Annotated in this window: 23 protein-coding genes; 14 read left to right on the top strand and 9 right to left on the bottom strand. The window is 47.3% G+C overall.

Features of this window, described 5'->3' with window-relative positions:
* Positions 1–34 precede the first annotated feature (34 nt).
* Both LL912_RS09155 and LL912_RS09150 read left to right on the top strand, forming a co-directional pair.
* Complete coding sequence (locus tag LL912_RS09155; protein WP_235553282.1) at positions 35–1,477, top strand: Gfo/Idh/MocA family protein; 1,443 nt, start codon at positions 35–37, stop codon at positions 1,475–1,477.
* 28 nt (positions 1,478–1,505) lie between these two features.
* On the top strand, positions 1,506–2,951 hold the full coding sequence (locus LL912_RS09150) for a Gfo/Idh/MocA family protein (protein ID WP_235553281.1): 1,446 nt from the start codon (positions 1,506–1,508) through the stop codon (positions 2,949–2,951).
* 220 nt (positions 2,952–3,171) lie between these two features.
* Here the strand turns inward: LL912_RS09150 and LL912_RS09145 are convergent, their stop codons facing one another.
* The 4 genes from LL912_RS09145 to LL912_RS09130 form a co-directional block, all read right to left on the bottom strand.
* A complete protein-coding gene (locus tag LL912_RS09145; protein WP_235553280.1) occupies positions 3,172–4,023 on the bottom strand; it encodes a type 1 glutamine amidotransferase in 852 nt (283 codons plus the stop codon).
* Between the two features lie 78 nt (positions 4,024–4,101).
* On the bottom strand, positions 4,102–4,710 hold the full coding sequence (locus LL912_RS09140) for a hypothetical protein (RefSeq protein WP_235553279.1): 609 nt from the start codon (positions 4,708–4,710) through the stop codon (positions 4,102–4,104).
* Positions 4,707–5,633 (bottom strand): hypothetical protein, encoded by a 927-nt coding sequence (locus LL912_RS09135; protein WP_235553278.1) that lies wholly within the window; start codon positions 5,631–5,633, stop codon positions 4,707–4,709. Before LL912_RS09135 ends, LL912_RS09140 begins: the two co-directional genes overlap by 4 nt.
* Before the next feature lie 244 nt (positions 5,634–5,877).
* The gene (locus tag LL912_RS09130) at positions 5,878–6,396 is read right to left on the bottom strand and encodes a DUF4251 domain-containing protein (protein WP_235553277.1); all 519 of its coding nucleotides are present in this window, start codon (positions 6,394–6,396) and stop codon (positions 5,878–5,880) included.
* Between the two features lie 409 nt (positions 6,397–6,805).
* On the opposite strand from LL912_RS09130, the gene LL912_RS09125 reads away from it, so the two are divergent.
* Together LL912_RS09125 and LL912_RS09120 are read left to right on the top strand one after the other, a co-directional pair.
* Positions 6,806–7,009, top strand: a complete 204-nt coding sequence (locus tag LL912_RS09125; RefSeq protein ID WP_235553276.1) for a hypothetical protein — start codon at positions 6,806–6,808, stop codon at positions 7,007–7,009.
* A gap of 5 nt (positions 7,010–7,014) precedes the next feature.
* On the top strand, positions 7,015–7,818 hold the full coding sequence (locus LL912_RS09120; protein ID WP_235553275.1) for an IS3 family transposase: 804 nt from the start codon (positions 7,015–7,017) through the stop codon (positions 7,816–7,818).
* A gap of 372 nt (positions 7,819–8,190) precedes the next feature.
* Here LL912_RS09120 and LL912_RS09115 read toward each other — a convergent pair whose 3' ends face one another.
* The 3 genes from LL912_RS09115 to ung form a co-directional block, all read right to left on the bottom strand.
* Positions 8,191–9,009, bottom strand: coding sequence for a TerC family protein (locus tag LL912_RS09115; protein ID WP_235553274.1), 819 nt, complete (start codon positions 9,007–9,009; stop codon positions 8,191–8,193).
* Positions 9,010–9,022: 13 nt separating this feature from the next.
* Positions 9,023–10,063 (bottom strand): quinone-dependent dihydroorotate dehydrogenase, encoded by a 1,041-nt coding sequence (locus LL912_RS09110; protein ID WP_235553273.1) that lies wholly within the window; start codon positions 10,061–10,063, stop codon positions 9,023–9,025.
* An 87-nt stretch (positions 10,064–10,150) separates the two neighbouring features.
* Positions 10,151–10,828, bottom strand: coding sequence for a uracil-DNA glycosylase (gene ung / locus LL912_RS09105; RefSeq protein ID WP_235553272.1), 678 nt, complete (start codon positions 10,826–10,828; stop codon positions 10,151–10,153).
* A gap of 194 nt (positions 10,829–11,022) precedes the next feature.
* On the opposite strand from ung, the gene LL912_RS09100 reads away from it, so the two are divergent.
* The 6 genes from LL912_RS09100 (at position 11,023) to LL912_RS09075 (ending at position 15,455) form a co-directional block, all read left to right on the top strand.
* Positions 11,023–11,211, top strand: a complete 189-nt coding sequence (locus tag LL912_RS09100) for a hypothetical protein (RefSeq protein WP_235553271.1) — start codon at positions 11,023–11,025, stop codon at positions 11,209–11,211.
* A 67-nt stretch (positions 11,212–11,278) separates the two neighbouring features.
* Entirely contained in the window at positions 11,279–12,199 is a 921-nt protein-coding gene (locus tag LL912_RS09095) for a DnaJ C-terminal domain-containing protein (protein ID WP_235553270.1), read from the top strand.
* Entirely contained in the window at positions 12,196–12,483 is a 288-nt protein-coding gene (locus tag LL912_RS09090) for a chaperone modulator CbpM (protein WP_235553269.1), read from the top strand. The genes LL912_RS09095 and LL912_RS09090 overlap by 4 nt, the downstream gene beginning before the upstream one ends.
* Before the next feature lie 82 nt (positions 12,484–12,565).
* Positions 12,566–13,066, top strand: coding sequence for a hypothetical protein (locus tag LL912_RS09085; RefSeq protein ID WP_235553268.1), 501 nt, complete (start codon positions 12,566–12,568; stop codon positions 13,064–13,066).
* Positions 13,067–13,139: 73 nt separating this feature from the next.
* Positions 13,140–14,993, top strand: coding sequence for a M1 family metallopeptidase (locus tag LL912_RS09080; protein ID WP_235553267.1), 1,854 nt, complete (start codon positions 13,140–13,142; stop codon positions 14,991–14,993).
* 213 nt (positions 14,994–15,206) lie between these two features.
* Positions 15,207–15,455 carry a hypothetical protein gene (locus LL912_RS09075; protein ID WP_235553266.1) on the top strand — a complete coding sequence of 83 codons (249 nt, stop codon included), beginning with the start codon at positions 15,207–15,209 and terminating at the stop codon, positions 15,453–15,455.
* 119 nt (positions 15,456–15,574) lie between these two features.
* Here the strand turns inward: LL912_RS09075 and LL912_RS09070 are convergent, their stop codons facing one another.
* Positions 15,575–17,146, bottom strand: coding sequence for a M20/M25/M40 family metallo-hydrolase (locus LL912_RS09070; protein WP_235553265.1), 1,572 nt, complete (start codon positions 17,144–17,146; stop codon positions 15,575–15,577).
* A gap of 198 nt (positions 17,147–17,344) precedes the next feature.
* Here LL912_RS09070 and LL912_RS09065 point away from each other — a divergent pair, with 198 nt between their 5' ends.
* The 3 genes from LL912_RS09065 to LL912_RS09055 all read left to right on the top strand — a co-directional run bounded on the left by LL912_RS09065 (position 17,345) and on the right by LL912_RS09055 (position 19,838).
* Positions 17,345–17,740 (top strand): hypothetical protein, encoded by a 396-nt coding sequence (locus LL912_RS09065; RefSeq protein WP_235553264.1) that lies wholly within the window; start codon positions 17,345–17,347, stop codon positions 17,738–17,740.
* Between the two features lie 175 nt (positions 17,741–17,915).
* Positions 17,916–18,695, top strand: a complete 780-nt coding sequence (locus tag LL912_RS09060; RefSeq protein ID WP_235553263.1) for an FkbM family methyltransferase — start codon at positions 17,916–17,918, stop codon at positions 18,693–18,695.
* 291 nt (positions 18,696–18,986) lie between these two features.
* Positions 18,987–19,838 (top strand): hypothetical protein, encoded by an 852-nt coding sequence (locus LL912_RS09055; RefSeq protein WP_235553262.1) that lies wholly within the window; start codon positions 18,987–18,989, stop codon positions 19,836–19,838.
* A 9-nt stretch (positions 19,839–19,847) separates the two neighbouring features.
* On the opposite strand, the gene rsmG is transcribed toward LL912_RS09055, so the two are convergent.
* Positions 19,848–20,498 (bottom strand): 16S rRNA (guanine(527)-N(7))-methyltransferase RsmG, encoded by a 651-nt coding sequence (gene rsmG, locus LL912_RS09050; RefSeq protein WP_235553261.1) that lies wholly within the window; start codon positions 20,496–20,498, stop codon positions 19,848–19,850.
* A 612-nt stretch (positions 20,499–21,110) separates the two neighbouring features.
* Between rsmG and dnaB the strand changes: the two genes are divergently transcribed.
* Complete coding sequence (dnaB, locus tag LL912_RS09045) at positions 21,111–22,694, top strand: replicative DNA helicase (RefSeq protein WP_235553260.1); 1,584 nt, start codon at positions 21,111–21,113, stop codon at positions 22,692–22,694.
* Positions 22,695–22,711 lie beyond the last annotated feature (17 nt).

The raw sequence follows: 22,711 nt of genomic DNA, 5'->3' as shown, positions 1-22,711 counted from the left end.
TTTTTTAAAACTAAATTTAAATTTTTTCGCCATTATGAAACCAAAAAATCAATCCAGGAGAAAATTTATCCGCAACTCAGCGCTGGCCGGCAGTGCCTTTTTTATTGTGCCCCGGCATGTACTGGGACGGGGGCATGTGGCTCCCAGTGATAAGCTGAATATCGCGGGAATTGGTGCAGGAGGAAAAGGTGAAAGCGATCTGGCGTCTTTTGCAAAAAGCCCCAATGTAAATATTGTGGCGCTTTGTGATGTGGATGACCGCCAGGCAGTCAACTCAAGGAAAAATTTCCCAAAGGCTAATTACTACAAAGACTTCCGGGAGATGCTGCAAAAAGAAGCGAAGAATATAGATGCCTGTAGTATCAGTACACCGGACCATACACATGCAGTGGCTACCCTTGCGGCGATGCAATTAGGAAAGCACGTATATACGCAAAAGCCATTAACGCACGATATCTATGAAGCGCGTATCCTGGCGGAAGCAGCCAAGAAATATAAGGTGGTTACCCAAATGGGCAACCAGGGCGGTTCCGGAGATGGTGTAAGGAGGATGAAAGAATTGTACAATGCCGGTTTGATCGGTGACATTGTAGAAGCGCAGGCCTGGACCAACCGGCCCATCTGGCCGCAGGGCGTACCCAAACCTTCGGGAAATCATCCGGTGCCCAGTGAACTGGATTGGGACCTGTGGCTGGGAACTGCGCCGAAGGAAGATTACAACCCGGCCTATGTGCCATTTAACTGGCGGGGATTCTGGGCCTATGGCACCGGAGCCCTGGGTGATATGGCCTGTCATATCATGGATCCTATTTACCGGATCCTGCCCATCGATTATCCAACATCGGCCGAGTGCAGCATTGCCAACCAGTGGACGGGTATGAACCAGGAAGCGAACAATAGCGCCAGCTGCCCTGTGGCATCCATCATTCATCTCGAGTATCCGCGGAAAGATAAAAAAGGAACGCTGAAAGTTTCCTGGTACGATGGGGGCTTACTGCCCAAGCGTCCGGATGAACTGCAGCCGGAAGAATCGTTTGGTAACTGGGATGGTGGGGTACTGTTTATCGGAACCAAGGGTAAATTGCTGGCCGATTGCTATGGAGCAAACCCAAGGTTGCTGCCTTTATCAAAGAATGAAAGTGCAAAAGCGGTGAAACAAACCATTGCCCGTGTGCCGGGTGGAACCGACGGGCATTACCTGCAGTGGGTGAACGCCTGTATCGCGGGTTATGGCAAAGGGGTAACCAGTTCTCCGTTTGAGTATGCCGGTCCGTTTACCGAAAGCATCCTGATGGGGAACCTGGCCATCCGCAGTGCTCTCTATATGGATCCAAGTATATCCGGTTGGGGCAAAAGCAAATTTACCGGCCGGAAAAAACTGCTTTGGGATGCAAAGAATATGAAGATCACCAACTTTGATGAAGCCAACCAATTTGTAAAAAGAACCTACAGGGAAGGATGGAGCCTGAACCTGTAAGGGGATTCAAACTATTTTTAACGCGATTATGGATCAAAAAAAAGATAACTCACGGAGAAAATTCATACAGAACGCTGCGCTTGCAGGCGGCGCATTTTTTATTGTGCCGCGGCATGTACTGGGAAGAGGTTATGTGGCGCCCAGCGATAAGCTGGTAGTGGCCGGTGTGGGCGTTGGCGGAAAGGGTGCCGGCGATATCAACAGTTTTTATAAAGGCGGCAATGCGGAGATCGGGTTTTTATGCGATGTGGATGACCGACAGGCGGCCGGTAGCAGGAAACGGTTTCCAAAGGCAAAGTACTATGCAGACTGGAGAGAGCTGCTCGATAAAGAAAGCAAGCATTTTGACGCCGTAAGTGTTAGTACGCCGGACCATACGCATGCAATCGTGGCCTTCCATGCCATGCAGCTCAACAAACACGTATACGTGCAAAAGCCGCTTACGCACGACATCTGGGAATCGCGGATGCTGGGCGAGGCTGCCAAGCGTTACAAGGTGGTTACCCAGATGGGCGACCAGGGTTCTTCGAACGATGGTGTCCGTGACCTGCGGGAATGGTATGAGGCGGGACTGATCGGAGAGGTGGAATCGGTATATTGCTGGACAAACCGCCCGGTATGGCCGCAGGGAATTACATGGCCCCAGGAAAAACCCGCCGTTCCGGAAGGGTTGAATTGGGACCTTTGGCTGGGTACGGCACCTTATCGTGCCTATGAAGATAATGTAGTGCCTTTTAATTGGCGTGGATGGTGGGATTACGGTACCGGGGCATTAGGGGATATGGCCTGCCATATCGTGGGGCCTGTATTTAAGGTATTGGGATTGGGCTTCCCCGAAGAAGTGACCTGCAGTGTTTCTACGCCCTATGTTAAGAACTGGAACCAGGTGTATGCGCCGGATAGTCCGCCGGTTTCCTCATCCATTCATTTTAAATACAAGGGCAAGAACGGCAAAAATATCAAAGTGCATTGGATGGACGGAGGTATGCAGCCGGAGCGCCCGGATGAACTGGGCCCGAATGACATCATGGGGGGCAAGGGTGATGTGGGTAACGGCGCGCTGTTTATCGGAACCAAAGGAAAGATGATGTGCGGTGTGTACGGACAGGATCCTACATTGCTGCCAGTTTCCAAAATGAACGGATTAAAAGTGGCCAAAAAGTACGCGCGTATTCCCGGTGGTGCTGAAGGACATTATAAGCAATGGGTGGATGCCTGTATTGCGGGCTATGAAAAGGGAAGCAAAATGGTAGATTCTCCCTTTATAGGTTATGCGGTGCCGCTTACCGAAAGCATACTGATGGGCAACCTGGCGATCCGCAGCTTTAATTACAAAGACGCGAATGGCAAATTCCCCGGAAGAGGTATTACCCTGCAATGGGATGGTGCCAAGATGAAAGTAACCAATTTTGAGCCGGCTAACCAGTACGTAAAACGTACCTATCGTGAAGGATGGCCGGAACTGAAGTTCTAAAGCATCATTGAAGAACGTATAAAGAGGCTGTTCCCGGAAGGAGCGGCCTCTTTTTTTGTGGAGATTTTTTTACCGTGGAGGTCGCGGAGATTTTTTTTACCACAAAGAACGTGGTGGTTTACACAAGGTCCGCAAAGCGTTGCTGTAATATAGCGTCCTTTTCGACTCTTTTGTGCCCTTTGTGTTAAGTCTTAGCTGCAGGGCCATTATACCGCAATGGTTAAGATTCAACAAGGCTTACAGATACAATATGACTGTAGGCTTCGTTTAAAAAATTGGGGATTAGGTGCCGGTTGGTCCACATGATCTTATCCGGATCTTTCAGCTGATCGATCATACTGGATAGCTTCTGCGCTCCGTGATTTTCGATCACCATGTTGCGTTTGTCTTCCGATTGAAAATGCTTCAGCATACCTGCGGCATCTGCTTCGGGATGAAACTGGGTACCGAACATGTATGGGTTAAATGAAATACCCATTACCGCTCTTTCGTAAGGCACATGCGGGCGCTCCTTTTCTATACAGGTGATATAGGCTCCCATTTCATTTAAGATATCGAAATTGGGTTGAATCAGCTGAAAGTCGCGGCTGTCCACCGCATAAAACGGATCACTCAGGTTTTCAAATACCGGGTTGTCGCCAGCTTCCGGCAGCATATGCATGGGAAACACACCAAAGGAAGTGGACTTACGTTTGCAAATCAGTCCGGCATTAAAATACCTGCTGGCCAATTGAAAAGAATGGCAGATAAAAAAAACATATTTTTTTTGCTCGTTCCCGGGGTTTTCATTCCACCGCAACGTTTCCTTCAGCCATTTATTCCAGTTAATATCCCAATCGTCAAAACGGGTGCTCAATGGATCTCCGGGCCCGCCGCTTGAAATGTAGATGTCGTATGAGAGGTCCGGTAATTCGTTCTTAACCCGAACATCAAATACATCATAAATCAGGTCAACCTGTTTTTCGTTTGCCCACCTTTCTACAATTTCCCGGATACAGCGCATGCCCTGGTTGGGAAGCCCTGCATTCAGGTCGAGGATCGCAAAACGAACACATTCTTTTTCCATCAACATCCTGCAAAAATAACGATTGAAGCCCTAATGGTACTTAATCCCGGTCAAGAATTACTAACAACTGTGTATATTTAACACTTACCGGTATTGTTTATTGATGGCAAATCCTACCTTGTCGTTGACTCTTTTTAGCAGATTCCCATTGATTTGCCGGCGTCGTTTCCGGTCGGAACGGTCCAGGAAAATACCTTTATTGTTAAAAGGTTGCGGCGTTTCAAAAAATACCAGGATACAATAACTTTCCCCTTTTAGTTTATTGTTGAGGGCTTTATTTCTTACCGACATCTGTACCAGTTTTCGTGCCTGGAAACCTTCATAATAATCTACGTTTGCAATCCATGTGCATTGGATGGCACGCATATCCTCTACCAGTTTTTTTACTGCCGGCGCATTGTAATGATGTGCTTTCAGGCTATCGGTGAATGCCCGTTCGTGGATGTTAAAATGGTAAATATATTTGATACTGTCTTCATTAAACTCGAAGGATATATGGGTGAACGATTTTTCTTCGAAGAGAATGGAAAACGGATGCCGGGCATACAGTTGGCTGAAGTCATTCTTAATGGCTTCCAGCCTGGATTCGTTCCGGGCGTAGAAATTTGTTGGGAAATTTCTTGGATATGAACAGGACACCAGTATGCTGAGCAGCCCGTAAATTCCGGTGAATATGTAAGTATATTTCTTCATTTTGAAACCCGCGGGGTCCAGACGCTGACCCCATAGATGATGTTTTTTAAAAATTCAGGAGATAGTTGCTGCAGGGCTCTTGCCCCGTAGTCCCAGTACTCGAACTCGATATTGCCATCGGGGAGTTTCCGGATATTGGTCAGCAATACGTAGTGTGTGGGCGTACTGATCAGGGATTGTTTATGCGATTTCCGGTAAAGTTTTTTGTTGTTCAGGTAAAGAAATACCAGGCCCTTCTGCATTTGGGTTTCCAGGTAAGACGGCAGATCCTTTATCGCGGGGCGGAACAAATCGGCACCCTGGGCTTTTATCGTCCCTTTGAAAAGGCGCCGGAGCATCCGGTTGAATTTTGCAAAATTTGTGGAGGCCCAAAACGTATTTTCATCGCCTTTTTGAAAGCGCCGGTTAAAAAAATTCAGATAGCCTTTATAGTGGTCCGCCAGAGTAAGAAACCACATCTGCCCTGCAGGGTTGATATCCAGGGATCCCTTGTAACGCAACAGTCCTGCCTCCATCCGCACAGGTTTGCTGGGCTTTAACTGGTTCTTGCCAAAATTAGCCTGCCCGTTCTTATACAGTTCAATCATAAAGCGGGCAAAGCCCAGCGGGTCGTAGGTAAGCGGTATATAGGTAAGTGCTGAATAAGAACAAAAATTAGTGGTTTTGCCTTCATAAAAGGCGAGCGGTTCGATCGTAAAGGTCCGCAGGTTATTCAGTAACTGGGCCGGGGGAACATTGGGCCACCATTTGCTTTGCTGCAGGTCTTTAATGCTGCCCAGGTACTGCAGGGCCTGGGCAGGGGTGCTCCTGCGGGCGCTATCTCCCGGGGGTATGGTAATGGCGCGCCCGGGAAGTTCGAGGAATGCCAGGAGCGTAATAAAAACAATATTTTTGATCGTTGTTTTCAGGGGCGCGGTCATCATGATCCCGAAAATAATGATTTTTGTTTTTCCATGGAAACACGGGAGTACTGGTTTTTTATTTCCGCCGGCCGGGCGGATCTTTTGGGCCGGCGCGTTTCCTGCAGATTTCGGCAGATCCAGCGGATCTGCATCTCACTGCCAACAGAAAAGCAAGTTGCACAAGTGCAGGTCAGAAGCTGCGCTTTCTAAAGCCTTGGGTAGCTGCTTCCTTCACTTGTGCAACAAAAACAGGGCTGCTTATTTGCTAATTTGCCTCTACATTCCCGTTGAAGGATATAGGCGTCTTATTGGTGCTGAGCACACGAAGAGAGGCGAATCCCGACGGGGCAACAGTGAGGTAGAGCGACCGTACTTCCGTGTTGTCTTTTGGTGTGATCTCAATTTCATAATTGCTTTTCCGTTGTGTTTTTTTATAGTCGAATCTGGTGGAGGTGAATTTTATCCCTCCCTTGGTCGGATCCATCGGTGCTGTATACGACCGGCCAAAAAAAGGCAGGTAGGCAACCACCGAATCCGGCGTTACCCTTACGTCATAACGGGATGTGAGCTGGTAAAGATTGGCGGCATTAGGAAACAAGAGCCGGGGGTTGAACCGGCTGTCTTCTGTTGGGAAAACACTGGTGGCAATAAATGTATAATTACGCGCGGTAACAGCATCCGATACTGCGGTGGATGAACCGGTTGCTTGCTGTTGTGTGGAGCAGGCGTTGAGCATAACGATTGCTGACAAAAAGATCAGCAACGGACGATGTATTGTTTTCATAAAAACTGTTTTATCTATGATGCGATCTGATTGTAAATTACACAATTTCGGGGGAATTTAATAACATGGAGCGGTGATTTGAAAGTTTGAAATGGCAGGAGTGTGGGAATGTGAAAATGCTTTCTGCTTTGGCCATTAGTTGTCAGTAATCAGCTATCAGTTGATTGTGTCATGTCCTGAAATAGGTTGACATGATTTTTGGCAAAAGCGGTCAATGAAGATGACAAAATCAGGCAGAACGGTTATTCGGTACAGTATTAGCTTTAAGCAGAAGGTAGTTCGGGAGATAGAAACGGAGGGTTTGACCATATCGGAGATCAGGTTACGGTATGGGATCCCCGGGTCCCAAACGGTCCAAAGCTGGTTAAAGCGATATGGTAAAACTCATTTATTAAACAAAGTAGTACGAGTGGAAACACGAGAAGAAAAAGACCGGATCAAGGCATTGGAAGCAGAGGTTAGCAAGCTTAAGTTGGCCTTGGCAGACAGCACGTTGGAGAAGCGGACATTGGAAATACTCATAGATGTGGTCAATGAGCATTATGATACGGATGTAAAAAAAAATTTAGGACCACAGTCATCCAAAGAGCGGGACAGCAAGGCTGGGAAATAAGGAAGTTGTGTGCGTGCTTTGCGTACAGCCGGTCGGCGTATTATAAATCATTAAAAGCATGCCTTAAGGCCCGTTTTAAGAGTGAACAGGTTTTGGATTTAGTGATGGCCATCCGTCGTGATCAGCCGATGATCGGGGGTAAAAAACTCTATTGGCTCTTAAGGGAGGGGCTGGCTAAAAGTGTAGCCGGGATGGGTCGTGATAAGTTCTTTGAGATACTACGCAAGCGGGGTTTACTGGTCAAAAGGACAAAGAAGTACGTGAGGACGACGGACTCTTATCATCGGTTTTACAAGTATAAGAACGAGCTGAGAGACAGGGTATTAACAGGTCCGAATCAGGCTTTTGTCAGTGATATTACCTATTTGAGAACAGAGCAGGGTTTTCTTTATTTGTTTTTGCAGATGGATGCCTGGTCGCGCAAGATCACGGGCTGGCATCTAAGCAATAGCCTGGCCATAGAAGGAGCTGTTGCTGCTCTTAAAATGAGCCTAAAACAATGCGCTGTTACCAAAGGTGTTATTCATCATTCTGACCGGGGCATTCAATATTGCTGTGGGACGTATGTGTCCTTGCTGCAAAAGGCGGGCATGGAAATCAGTATGACCGAACAAAATCATTGTTATGAAAATGCCTGTGCAGAGCGGGTCAATGGTATTTTGAAACAAGAATTTTTGCTGGACAGGACCTTTGATAACCAGCAAGAGGCGTTAAGAGCTGTTAGAGAGGCTATCTGTACTTACAATTACCGTCGTCCGCACTGGTCATTGAAATTAGCCTTTCCCGCCCAGATCCACCAGGCTGCGTAGTAAGTCTTATCACAAAAACAGGTGCGCTCGCCGCGCGGCGGTGTATTTTCTAAGGTTAACTTTTATTAATGCCTTGAATCAGAAACAACATTTTATAACACACAAAACCTGTCCACTTTTTTCAGGACACGACATTGCGTTTGGTATGGAGGACTTGATACCTGCATCAAGTACGAAACGAGGCCAATGTGAAACCTTCTTCTTCGGGAAATGTAAAAATGAAGATGCCGTTGCTGCTCCGATGATCTTTACTCCGACCAATATTTAGCCAGCAGGTGCAGAAGCACATCAGGTGTAAAATGGATCAAACCTGAAACCTATGCCTGGCTGCCGCCCGTCGGTTGATAAGAAGATGCCGATAGTGAACCATAACTATTCTGTCTTTTCTTCTTCGTTTTTAGGCAATACCGGGCCGTTTAGCTGTACCACATGCTGTTGTTGTTTTTTCCGCATAAACAAATTCAGCAACTCTACAATAAAAGAAAATGCCATCGCAAAATAAATGTAGTTCTTTAAATGCAGCTCATGCGCCATTTCTGAATTCCATCCTTCCACGATCAGGCTCACGCCAATCATAACCAGGAAGGAGAGTGCCAGCATTTTAATAGTGGGATGGTTGTGGATAAAGTCGGAAATTTTTGCGCTGAATGTAAACATCACGGTCATGGCTACAATTACGGCAGCAATCATGATCTCGATATGTTTGGCGGTTCCGCCTGCTGTGATGACACTGTCAAATGAAAAAACGGCATCAATCACCAGGATCTGGCCAATGGCCTGTCCAAAGCTGATTTGTTTTTGGTTTTGCGTAGCAGCTGAAGGATCTTCACCTTCCAGTTTATGGTGAATTTCTTTAACCGATTTATAAATCAGGAAAAGTCCGCCCGCCAGCATAACAATGCTTGCCAGGTCGAACCCTTTACCAAACCAGGATTCCGGAATGATGTGTTTACCTTTTTGGGCCAGCAGCCAGCTCAGTCCCATCAGTAACAGGCAGCGGGATAAAATACCGGTAACCATCCACACGCGACGGGCCTTTTTCCTTGAGTCTTTGTGCAGCCGGTTAAGAATGATGCTAACAAAAATAACATTATCGATCCCCAGCACCACTTCTAAAATCGAAAGGATCAGGAAACTGATGAGTGAATCCATAGTAAACAGCTCAGCAGTTGAAATAAATATTGGAGTCATAATATGATTTGGTTTATAATTGGGAGCAGATATTTTTTACAATCGTAGGACCTTCATAGATAAAGCCGGTCCAGATCTGTACCAGCGAGGCGCCTGCTGCCAGCTTCTCTTTGGCGTCTGCCGCTGTAAAAATGCCGCCAGACGCAATAATCGGGATGGCACCATTGGTTTGCTCGGTAATGTATTTCACGATTGCGGTGCTTTTTTGCTGCACGGGTTTGCCGCTCAGTCCTCCGGCTCCAATGGCCTCCACTTCACTCGCAGGCGTAACCAGGTTACTCCGGTCGATAGTGGTATTAGTGGCCACTAACCCGTCGAGCTTAATTTCCAGTGCCAGGGAAATAACATCATCGATCTGCTCCTGGCTGAGGTCTGGCGCAATTTTCAGCAGGATGGGTTTGGCAAACGCTTTTCCGTTGTTGATCATGGCCAGGTTCAGCAGAATTTTACGAAGCGCATCCTTGTCCTGCAGTTCCCGGAGACCAGGGGTATTGGGGCTGCTCACATTTACCACGAAATAATCAACAAAAGGATGGAGCCTGGTAAAACAGGTGGCATAATCCTGCCAGGCGTTTTCATTAGGAGTGATCTTATTTTTGCCGATATTGCCCCCGATGATCAGCGGGTATGGCTCCTTGCTGCCTGCCTTTTTTGTACGCCAGGCTTCCAGGCGTTGCGCAATTTTTTCAACCCCATCGTTGTTAAATCCCATCCGGTTAATCAGTGCTTTGTCTGCCGGAAGGCGAAACAGGCGGGGCTGCTCATTGCCGTCCTGCGGCAACGGCGTAACAGTGCCGATCTCCACGAAACCAAATCCAAGGGCTTCCAGCTCATTCAAAAAGACGGCATTCTTATCAAAGCCGGCTCCCAGACCTACCGGGTTTTTAAAGGTGAGGTTCAAAAAGCGCGTCTCTTTTACCGGGGCATCGGTGAAAGAACGGACAATGGTTTTCCCAAACCTGTTTTTGGTAAACAGCTGCAAATGGTGCATGGCCATATAGTGAGCACGTTCGGGAGGAAATGTAAAATAAAGCTTGCGTAAAAGATGGTACATAAAATGCAAATATAAACTAGAATTCAGATATCAGATATCAGACTTCAGCCGTCAGCCCACAGATCTAAAATCTCAATTCTCAAATCCCTATCCATCGATCTTCCAGTCAATGGGATCAATTCCCTGGGCTACCAGGTACTCATTGGTTTTGGAGAACGGCCGGCTCCCAAAGAACCCGTTATGTGCAGAAAGAGGGGAGGGATGCGCCGATTTAATGATGAAGTGTTTGGATGCATCAATAAAGGATGCTTTTTCCTGTGCAAACCGGCCCCATAAAATAAAAACTACATGTTGTTTATGTTCCGATACCTTCCGGATTACGGCATCCGTAAATGTTGCCCAGCCAATCTTTGCATGGCTCATCGGTTCGCCTGCCCTTACCGTTAAAGAAGCATTGAGCATAAAAACGCCCTGCTGCGCCCAGTGGGTCAGGTCCCCGCTTTTAGGAATGGGAACACCCAGGTCCGCATGCAGCTCCTTGTAAATATTTACCAGTGATGGTGGAGGCGGAACGCCCTTCTGCACTGAAAAGCAGAGACCATGCGCCTGGCCGGGTCCATGATAAGGATCCTGTCCCAGCAGCAGTACTTTTACCTGGTCAAAGGGAGTGGTATTAAAAGCATTGAAGATATGCTTGCCGGCAGGATAAATGGTCTTGCCCGCCTGTTTTTCTGTTTTTAGGTGGGTTGCCAGCGTTTCAAAATAGGGTTTCTGAAATTCTTCCTGTAGTTCTTTCTTCCAGGATTGCTCAATTGCTACTTCCATGCTGCTAATTTGAGTAAAAATAATAACTCTGTTCAGAAACGCAAACATTTGTTGAAACCAGGTATCTGGCTGGTTTGTAGCTTTCTAGGTATGAAGAATATCCGGGGGATGTTATGAAATCACTAAATTAACAGTTACAGGGGCGCGGGGTTGCTGATTTTGGCTATTTTTATTATCACGCTAAACCACTTCAGATGAATCCCTTTCTGTTATTTCCCGTAGTCTGGATTGTTGCAAACAGCATTTATTCGATTACGATGTATATTTTTTTGAAGGATCGGTTGTTTAAGGAAAAATATGTTACGATCCTGAAAGTTTCCCTGGTGAGCCTATGGCTGATTTCCCTACTGGCCATTGCGGCGATCTATCTCCTGTTCGCATAAAAATTATCAAGGGGTGTTTGTTGGAACTCTTCCATTTATGTTTTAACTTGAAACATATTTTGAGTAAATGGATTATATCGACTATTATAAGATCCTGGGAGTTGCCAGGGATGCTTCGGCGGAGGATATAAAAAAAGCATACCGCAAACTGGCGCGGAAGCATCACCCGGATCTGAACCCGGATGATAAGGAAGCGGTAAAGCTCTTTCAGCAGATCAATGAAGCACATGAGGTGTTGAGTGACCCCGAAAAACGAAAAAAGTACGACCAGTACGGGGCCGAATGGAAGCATGCCGATCAGTTTGAACAGGCTCGGAAGCAGCAAGCTTCAGAGAGACAGCAGGGAGCGCCTTTTGAGGGCGGAGAATATTACAGTTACCAGTCTGGTGACGAAGGTGATTTCTCCGATTTCTTTTCGTCGCTGTTCGGACAGGGCGCAGGCCGCAGCGGCCGGTCGGCCACCCGGTTTAAAGGCCAGGATTATAAAGCTTCAGTGACCCTGAACCTTTCGGATGCCTATAAAACGCATCAGCAGACGTTTACCGTAAACGGGAAGCATATCCGGATCACCGTACCGGCAGGTATCGAGAACGGCCAGGAGATCAGGATCGCCGGTTATGGAGCTCCCGGTGTGAACGGGGGACCTAACGGAGATCTGTACATTACATTTACCGTACAGAACGATACGCCATTCGTCAGAAAGGGAAATGATCTGTACTCCAACGTTCCGGTCAGCCTGTACAAGGCCGTTTTAGGAGGAACGGAAACCATTGATACCATGGATGGGAAAGTGAAATTAACCATTCCGCCGGAAACGCAGAATGACACAAAAGTACGCCTGAAGGGGAAGGGCTTTCCGGTGTATAAGAACGAAGGGCGTTTTGGCGATTTGTACATTACTTACCAGGTACAATTACCCAAAAATTTATCCGAAAAAGAAAAAGAATTGTTTAAAGAACTAGCAAAGGAGGCAGAAAGTAAATCATGACAGAACACATCCACAGCATATCTGTAGAACAATGCTGCTCCTATTACAGTATCGAGGTGTCTTTTGTTCAGTCTCTGAGTGAGCACGGGCTGATTGAACTGACGCAACGGGAAGAAGGCGTATTTATCGGGTTTGAACAACTGACGGACCTTGAGAAATACATGCATATGCATTATGATCTCGACATCAACATGGAGGGGCTTGAAACCATCGCGCATTTGCTGGGCAAGGTGCAGGCACTGCAAACCGAGATCCGCACACTTCGAAATGAACTGGGCCGTTAAAAACCGGTGGCGCTGTTTTGCATTGCGGAAATGTTTATCAACCGACCGTTTGCGGGAGCGGGCGTATATTCCGGTATTCATTATGAAGCTATATAAAATGCGATATCGTTTCTTTTATTCACAGGGTGGGCGCAGGATGTGCCGGTTTTTGTGCCTTGCAGGGGCCTGCCTGGCCGCCGCAATACAGGTGGCAAAGGCCCAGGTACCCGGTGTTCCCACTGGCATTGCAGAACTGTTTTATATCCAGTACCCCTATGCAACGGATCTTAAATGCCGGGTAAACGGAAACCGGACCGTAGTGGACTTCCTGATGAAAAACGAGCAATATGAAGCCATTTATAAAAAAAATGAGTGGGAATATACGGTCATGAGTTTTAGTTTTGACCGGCTCCCCGAAAAGATAAAATCAGGCTTCCGGCGTTCCCGGCTGGACGCCGCCCATGTAGCAGACGTAGATGTGGTCTATATTCCAAGCGGATATGAAACCTACCGGCTCTTATTGAAAAATGCTGATACAACACCGCGGTATCATTATTTCAGCGAATCCGGGAAACGGCTCCATGCGCCTCCATATCAGTACTAAGGACGTTTATCTATTTTCCCGCAGGCCTTTCTGTTTTTTTGATTATTTTCCGCCGGAATTTAAAATTTTAATCATGCGTACCTCAAAAGGGTTATTGTTTTTATTACTGGCGGGCCTCGTGATTTCGGTAAATGCACAAAACGGTTACTGGCAGCAGCGGGTGAAGTATACGATGGATGTGGATATGAATGTAGCCACCAACCGGTTCACAGGGAAACAGCAGCTGGAGTACTGGAACCATTCGCCGGATACCCTGGACCGGGTGTACTACCACTTATTCTGGAATGCTTTTCAGCCCGGAAGTATGATGGATGAGCGCAGCAGGAGGCAGGGGAAGATCCTGATCGGGGAGAAACCGGATTGGGACCAGCGGGTGAAGGACCGTATTTTTAACCTGAAGCCGGATGAGATCGGGTACCAGAAAGTGAATACACTGCGGATGAATGGGGTGCCGCAGCCTTATGAAGTACAGGGTACCATTTTGATCGTAACGCTTACCCGCCCCATCCTTCCGGGGCAAAAAGTAATCTTTGATATGAATTTCGAGGCGCAGGTGCCCTTGCAGATCCGGAGAAGCGGCAGGGATAACCCCAATACCAAAGTGCGTTATTCCATGAGCCAGTGGTACCCGAAGATCAGTGTATATGACAAAGACGGCTGGCATCCCACCCCTTATGTAGGGCGTGAATTTTTTGGAAATTTCGGTGACTTTGAGGTGAACATCACGATTGATAAGAATTATATCCTGGGAGGAACCGGTTATCTGACCAACGCCAACCAGATCGGTTATGGGTATGAAGCCGAGGGCGCCACTGTTAAACGGCCGGCGGGCGACCGGCTGACCTGGAAGTTTACTGCGCCGGAAGTGCATGATTTTATGTGGGCCGCAGATCCCGGGTTTATTCACAAAAGCAAAAAAGTTCGGAGCGATCTTACACTGCACCTGCTGTATAAGGAGGCAAAGTTTAAGGCCGATAAATGGGAAAAAGTGTTATCCGATGCAGAGCAGGCGCTGCCCTATATAGAACAAACCTTTGGCCGCTATCCATACAAACAATATTCGTTTATAACCGGAGGGGATGGCGGTATGGAATACCCGATGGCTACCTTACTGGCCTCTCCCGGTGCCTGGCTGCACGAGTGGATGCATGAATGGTTTTACGGACGGCTGGCTACTAATGAAACAAGGTATTCCTGGATGGATGAAGGCGGAGCCGACTATGCGGATACCCGTGTTGCCCACTGGCTGAACCAGCAGGGCGTGCCGGGCTACAGCCGGCCGGATTCTACCTACATCTATTATCTGAACCTGGTGAAAAGTGGCAAAGAGGAAGCGTTAAGCACCCCCGCCGATCATTTCAATACGAACTATGCATATGGACAGGGCAGCTACATCAAGGGTGCGCTGTTTCTTGTACAGCTGGGATACATCCTGGGAGAAGATGTGCGGGACCGCATATTGCTCAACTATTACCAGCAATGGAAATTTAAACACCCCGACCCGGATGATCTTCTGCGGGTGGCAGAGCGTACCAGCGGTACAAAGCTGGACTGGTACCGGGATTACTGGATCTACACTACCCGTACTATCGATTATGCGATCGACAGTCTCTGGGAAGAAGGCGGCCAGACAAAGATCCGCTTACGGAATGACGGTATGATGCCGATGCCGGTTGATTTTTTGATTACGTTTAAAGACAGTACAAAAGAAATGCATAATGTGCCGCTGGACCTGATGTATCATGCCAAGCCGGCGGAAAATAAAACAATAAAATGGAAGGTATACCAACCCTGGCCCTGGACTAATAAATATTATACCATAGTAACCGATCACCGGTTAACGGAGATTGTTATTGCAGAAATCGATCCTTCGCAGCGTATGGCAGATGTAAACCGGAGGAACAACCGGCTGGAGCTGAAGTATTAACCGCTTCCGCAATTTGCTGCGCAGGAATATTGTTTCATAAGCCGGAAAATAAAGCGGTATGATAGCCATCCCGGGCTGGCATTGGAGGAATGTTTCAACTGTGTATTACTTCAAACCAGTGATGACGGAAAGAAAATGCATCAGCTGTTTTACTGGTAGCGGTAATATCAGCACACTGCTTAACAGACTTAACAAGTAAAATAAATGATATCAATGAATCAAAAAGAACTGGCAACATTAACCAACGAAGCGTTGTTGCGGGAAGCAAAAAAAAGTAAATCAACGAAGCTTTTCGATGCTGTACTCTTTGGGTTCTTAATTGGAGTGGCCGTTTTTAGTACCGTTAAAAATGGTTTCGGCCTGCTCAGTTTTCTTCCCCTGGTTTACATTCCGGTTGCTGCCGGGAACAGGAATAAAAATAAGGCGCTGGAACAATTGCTAAAAGAACGGAATTTAAAATAGAAGCAGCCATATCGATTCCAGACAGCCAGTGAGGGGTGATGACATGCAATTCCGCAGCATCGGATTATTGAAATCCCGGCTTTTCAGGAGCCCCGTAAGAGCGGCTGAAAAGAGCCACGCTATTTTTCAATGCCACCGCGGCGCTCCGGTTCTTTTATTTCCGGCCAGGTAATTTGTTTTCCGTTGATAACCGGTAACACACGCTGATCGCGGTTCGCCGGCCGGGGATCTTCAGACGCCATATATGCCAGTACCGCAGTAAGGATCACATTGTTTTTTACTTCATCAAAAACAATTTTATCATATGTATCGCGATTGGTATGCCAGGTATAGCCACCGTATCCCCAGCTTAGAGAGCTTAATACAAATGCCGGTACACCTGCGGCTACAAATGAAGCGTGATCCGATCCACCGCTGCCGGGCATTCCCGGGAAGCTGGTTTCAATACCCGCAGTGATTTTTTTAGGAGCTGCTGCCAGCCATCTGCCCAGGTAGTCGTATGCATTTACAAACCCCTGGCCGCTGATATTGGCAATGCGCCCAGTGCCATTGTCCTGGTTAAATACCGCCTGGATATTCTTTGTGATCTGCGGATTATCTTTTACAAAAGCGCGTGAGCCATTTAATCCCTGCTCTTCGCTTCCCCAAAGACAAATCAGTATGGTGCGTTTGTTATCCGGGTACAGTTTTTTCAATATCCGTATGGTCTCCATCATGGTGATGGTTCCTGTGCCGTTGTCGGTGGCACCCTGGGCTCCGTCCCAGGAATCAAAATGCGCGGAAAGGATCACATATTCATCCGGTTTTTCCTTTCCGTCGATGCGGCCGATGATGTTAAAGGTGGGCACCATTCCCAGTTCTTTGGATTGTACGTGGATCCGGATCCGGGGAGCTAATCCGTTTACCGCCATCCGGTACAACATACCATAGTCCTCTACCGAGATATCGATGGTAGGGATTTTTTTGGTGCGCGCTCCAAAAACGCGGTTGGCACCCATAATACCCGTCCAGTTGGAAATGGCGAGCGCAGCGGCGCCGGCCTTTTCGAGGGCTTCCGGCAAGGTGCTGCTGGTGTAGCCGGTATTGATCATGGCCTTGCGAAAGGCTTCAGCATCATCAGCCCGTTCCTTCATCATCTTTTCGTAAAGCTCAGGGGAGGCAAACTCTTTGATCTGATAATCTGGCCGGCCTGAGCGCTGGTATTGGGAAATCAATACCACTTTTCCCTTTATCGTTTTTAACCATGCTGTAAACTCACCAGCATTGTTTACAAAGGGCAATGGTACAACCTCACCCTGTACCGGTGTTTTGGTGGCCGGGCTCCAGGCCAGCTGCGTAGCTTCCAGGCTTTTGATGCGGGGGGCAATCATATCAACCTGGGAAATGCCCCGTTGCCAGCCGCGCCATTCACCAAAGGATTGTTTATTGCTACGGATCCCCCAGCTCTCAAACCTGGCAATGGCCCAGTCACCGGCCTTTTGCATTTCCGGTGTACCCACCAGCCGGGGGCCGATGCCATCCAGCAACTCACCGGCCAGTTTTTCCAGTTGGGAATGCTGCTGCACCTCATCTACTATTTTTTCCACGATGGGTAACAGGTTTTCCTGCGGCTGAGGCGCCGGTTGCGCAGACAGGAATGGACTGGTTAGCAAAAACGCTATGCAAAAAAGCTGGGAAACAGATCTGTTCATATAAAAAAAATTAGTTGTAGCATATTGGCGCGGACGCATAAACAGTACAGGATGATCGCAGCTATTTGGGCCTGCGCTGATGGCTCAGGAATCACCGGCGCCGCTGTGGCGGTAAGGTTTCTGTGTACGCGCTGCACCAATATAGGCACTTTCGGTTAAAAAATAAAAAGCTGTACCTTTAAAGTGCATTATTAAGGCATGGAAACACTATTGATAACCGGTACTGCCTTGTGGTGTTTTAAACATGAGGTGTTAACGCGTAATAAGGAACGTGTTGGAGGGCTTTTTATTACCGGAGCGCTACCTTTTCATCAGCATGCAACGGATATAGCACTTACAGAAAAGGCTATCGAGTTATCGGGCAATGAATATTATTCGGTTCCGCTGGATTGCATCTCTCAATTGTATATCGGGTTTGATGAATACTATACGAAAACACTGATGCCTAATTTCGGTTTGAGTGGTCAGCCATTACGCATTACCACCAGTAACGGGCAGGTAATGTATTTTTTTATTGACTATCACTTTTTCGGAAATGCCAACCAAAACTGGTTTAACCAGATAAAAGCACTGATTGTAGAAGCGGGCGTTTAGCCTGCGCCCGCAAGCGCAGTAGCCGTTCATAATCGCCCTGAGCCCGTCACCACAGATGGCATTGGCTGCCGGTAGTTTTCCTGCTTTAAAGACCGGCCGTAGAAAACGACATGATGTCGAAGTTCTTTGTGTGCCCTGGTGCCCTTTGTGGTTAAATGCCCTATTTTTACAATTCATGAAACGTAAATATGTTCCACAGGTGGTAACAACCGCGGCCAAAAAAATGGCCTATCGTTTTTATCATTTTTCAGAGAAGGTGTTACAACCACCATTTGACCGGTATGATTTTGAAACCTTTGACGTCATCAAACGGATATTAAAAGCGGATAGTAACTGCATCGATATCGGGGCGCACAAGGGGGAGATTCTGTCTGTCATTCTGAAAAGAGCGCCGCAGGGGCAGCATATGGGGTTTGAACCCATCCCGTACCTGTTTGCCCAGCTGCAAAAAAAATACGGCAACCGGGTACGTCTTTTCAACACAGCCCTTTCCAGCGAGGCTGGCGAGGCGGAATTTACGGTATTTAAAGACCGGCCGGCGGTAAGCGGTTTAAGAGAGCGGAACTTTGAACATGCGCAATATGCTACGGAAAAGATCCGGGTAAAGGTAGAGCGGCTGGAAGAGGCGGTTCCACCGGATATGCCCATCCGTTTGATCAAGATCGATGTGGAAGGAGCAGAGCTGGAAGTATTGAAAGGTGCGGAACGGATCCTGCGGCAACACCGGCCGGTGGTATTGTTTGAGTTTGGAAAGGGTGGAAGTGATCTTTATGGTGCCACACCGGAACTGATGTTTGATTTTTTTGATGGGCTGGGCTATACGCTTACCTTACAGCAATATTTTCTGAAAGGCCAGCCCGGTTTTAACCGGCATGAGTTCATCGGTCAGTTTGAAAAAGGATATAACTATTTTTTTATGGCCTATGATGCGGGAGGGGAAATGCTGCATATGTAATTGCAATAAGGCATCACTGTTGTTTCGTTAAGGTCGCAGATACGCAGGTATGGTACCGGCTTTAATAGTACTCAGAACATCGCAGTGAAAGCGCCGCAGGCGCAATCAGCGTATCTGCCGCAATGATAAAAAGTTGCTTAAGTAAACGACATTGAATGAGGCATTCAAAAGTGGAAATCGTCTTGCCGTCTGCCAATGAACGGAACCGTTGACGCTTTTAAATCTGATTGTTCTTGTTGGATATTTAAATTTGGTGTTCAAAAAGTTTTTAACTTTATTCAAATACCGCTTATGAACGATCCTTATCGCCCCGAACCTTTTGATCCTGAAGATCCGATAGTATACCAGCCTTATATGGGGTATGGTTCTTTTCATCGCATCAGGTGTGGTCCGGATGATTATAGCAAGGACGAATGGGAGCATCATCCCAGGGAGGTGAAACAGTTTGATAAACTTCCTCTAAAGATTCAAACCATCGCAAAGCGTGTACTGGAGGATAGTCTTGAACAATGGGCCGGGAAGGTTGTATTTCACAGTGCCAATATATACCGGCCTGAACGGTTTTTTAAGGGTGAGATCCTGGCGCAGTCTAATTACAGGCTGGTGCCGAAATACCAGCTCTGGTTTGTATTTTCTTTTTCCGAAAAACGGATAAAAGAGTATTGCTTTGAGATGAGCTTTGATCAATACCGCCAGATTTTAAAATTTGATTTTCCGCGCTACCTGTTTTATCTGGAACAAACGTTGAATGAATATGAACGGGGGCATAAACTTGCACTTGAATATGTAAAGGCCAAAAACTATAAGCCGGATCTTATTGACCTCGAACTTAAATATGCTGCGGACTCTGGCAGGTTGAACTGGGAATTTTATTATCTTCAAAAAGAGGCTGATACCGCTGTGGTTAATCAAAAGAGAATCCGTGTGGTCATTGTAGACCTGATGTTCAATATGGTGATCTATGACCAGGAATTGCATGCCACTTCCAGTAAAGTTCCGGCGCGTATGGAAAAAGAAACAGTTATTTCAGAAACAATATGGAATGGTAAAAAGATACAGGTAGTATGTTTTACGGCCATTGAAGAGGATCTTCCTTGGTTGGAAGATGAAGAAGAAGGACCTCCTCCTCCTCCTGTGCAATAAAGTACGGACCTACTTCGGCACGTACACGAGGTATTTTTCTTCAAAGAAGGGCTCGGTAAACAAATCGCTGATGGCCATTATATGGGGCCGGGTGCCGCTTTCAAAGATTTCTTTTGTAAGATCGCCGCCTTTCAGGCAGATCAGTCCCGGGGCATGGTCTCCTTTTTCAACCAGGCGCGTATGCTGTCTGGCGGGGTCTTTCCGGATCAGCGGTTTGCTCCATTGCCATAGTTCTTTTAACGGCGCCACAGCCCGGGACACTACAAAATCAAATTTTTTATCTTTTACGTCCTCGATACGGCAGTGCCGGGTCCGGAGGTTTTTTAAACCGATGGCCTCGCTGACCGCATCCACCACTTTTAATTTTTTACCAATGCTGTCTACCAGTAAAAAATCGACTTCGGGAAAAAAAATAGCCAGCGGAATACCGGGAAAGCCGCCACCTGCGCCCAGGTCTGCCACCTGTGTGCCCGGCGGAAAGTTAAATACCGCGGCAATGCTAAGCGAGTGCAGCACATGTTTTTCATAAAGGCTGTCAATATCCTTGCGGCTGATTACATTTATTTTTTCGTTCCAGTCGCGGTACAATCCCTCTAAAGCCTTTAGCTGGTCCAGCTGCGTAGCTGTAAAATCATCAAAGTATTTCTGCACGATGTTCATACTGCAAAGAAAGCGTTTTTTGGAAATTTGAAAATTTGAAAATGCAGCGGCCGTTCCGGTTCTATGATCTGCTCATCAGTCGGAGACCATTCCAAATTTAGGAGGGTAGGGGTTGTCGTAAGCATTTGAAGATGTAAAAATAGAAATCCATTAAGGCCTGCTGACCTGCGCTCCGTTCGATAGCTGCAAGTGGGAACAGCAAGCCGCGAGCAGGAAGAAGCGAAGCATATCGGGTATGGAACAGAAACCTGCCCGTCAGGCGGGCTTTCAACCTCAAACCGTACCTTGCAACAAGTTTCCGGTTGGCGATTATCGGGATTAGTGATTTGACGTCAAGTTTGGGATCGGAATCCAACGTTAAACTTCTGAAGGTTAAACCTGAAACAAAAAAGCGCCTGTGCATAACCCTGTTAATAATTGGTCCAGAAATAAAGATTTGTTTCTCCCCTTTTAAGGGTCTAAATTCGCTTCCTGATTTCAAGGGACCATCATGCAGTCTCCCCTAAAATTGATAAATTTAAGGTTGAAAAATGATCCAAGAAATCATTGGTGTATCGCTGATGATAGCGGGATTTTTGTCTCAAAAGTCAGAAAAACAGTTGTTTTAATATAATGGATTTAAAGGATATAAATAAAGATCGGAAGCAGAAACGCAGAACGGCGGTTGACCTGGGAACCATGGTTTACGGAAAAGTACCTCCCCAGGCCAGAGAGCTGGAGGAAGCCATCCTGGGGGCCATCATGCTGGAGAAGAATGCCTTTGACGCTGTTATCGAAGTATTAAAACCGGACTGTTTTTATGTAGACGCCAACCAGCGTATTTTCCGGGCCATGCAGTCGCTGGCTCATAAAAGTCAGCCCATCGATATCCTGACCGTGGTGGAAGAATTGCGGATGCGGGAGGAGCTGGAAATGGTAGGGGGCGCTTACTATGTTACCCGCCTTACCAATGCGGTCGTTTCAGCGGCGAATATCGAATCGCATGCGCGGATCGTACTGCAAAAATTTATACAAAGGGAGTTGATCCGGATCAGCGGGGAAATCATCAACGATGCATTTGAAGACAGCACGGATGTATTTGAATTGCTGGACGACGCCGAATCTAAGTTATTTGAAATAACCAACTCGCACCTGCGCAGTACCATACAACCGATTGATTCGGTACTGGTGCAAACCATACAACGGATTGAAGACCTGCGCCACCGGAACGAAGATGTGACCGGTGTGCCCAGCGGATTTAAAATGCTGGATAAGGTAACCTATGGATGGCAGAATACGGACCTGATCATCCTTGCGGCACGTCCTGCGGTGGGGAAGACCGCTTTTGCGCTCAACCTGGCACGCAATGCTGTTATGAACAAGATTAAGGAGCACCCCACCCCGGTGGCCTTCTTTTCATTGGAGATGAGTGCGGCCCAGCTGGTGCAGCGGGTACTATCGGCCGAAAGCGAGATCATGCTGGAAAAGATTGCCCGTGGTAAGATGGAAGATCATGAAATGAAGCAGCTGTACACCAAGGGGATCCAACGATTGTCGCAGGCTCCGCTTTTTATCGATGATACACCGGCGCTGAATATTTTTGAGTTACGGGCCAAATGCCGGAAGCTGAAGAATAAGCACAATATTGGGATGATCATTATCGACTACCTGCAGCTGATGAGCGGATCCGGGGATTCTAAAGGAAACCGCGAGCAGGAGATCAGTTCTATCAGCCGGAACCTGAAGGGATTGGCCAAGGAACTAAGCGTGCCTATTATTGCACTTTCCCAGTTAAGCCGTGCTGTGGAACAACGGGGCTCCAAGGATGGTAACCGGGTACCACAGCTGAGTGACCTGCGGGAGTCCGGAGCCATCGAACAGGATGCGGATATGGTAATGTTCCTGTACCGGCCGGATTACTATGATATGAACACCAATGCCGAAGGGGAGGACCAGCGGGGGTTGACAGAAGTAAAGATCGCCAAGCACCGGAATGGCTCACTTGAAACCATTAAGCTGAAGGCATTGTTACATATTCAGAAGTTTATCAGTTGGGAAGAGGACCCGTACAATATTATGGCCGCACCAGGCAGCAGCTGGAAGCGGATCGATGAAGAAGAAGGCGGTGGCGGCGGCGCCAAGTTGTTCCAGGTAGAGAGCAAGATGAATAAGATGAAGGATGATGAGTTTGATGATCTGGAAGATGCGCCTTTTTAATTTGTTTAAGGTTTAAC

Source organism: Niabella agricola, from assembly GCF_021538615.1.
Lineage (GTDB): Bacteria > Bacteroidota > Bacteroidia > Chitinophagales > Chitinophagaceae > Niabella > Niabella agricola.
Note: the sequence above shows the minus strand (reverse complement) of the source record. Positions and strands in the feature narration are given on the sequence as shown.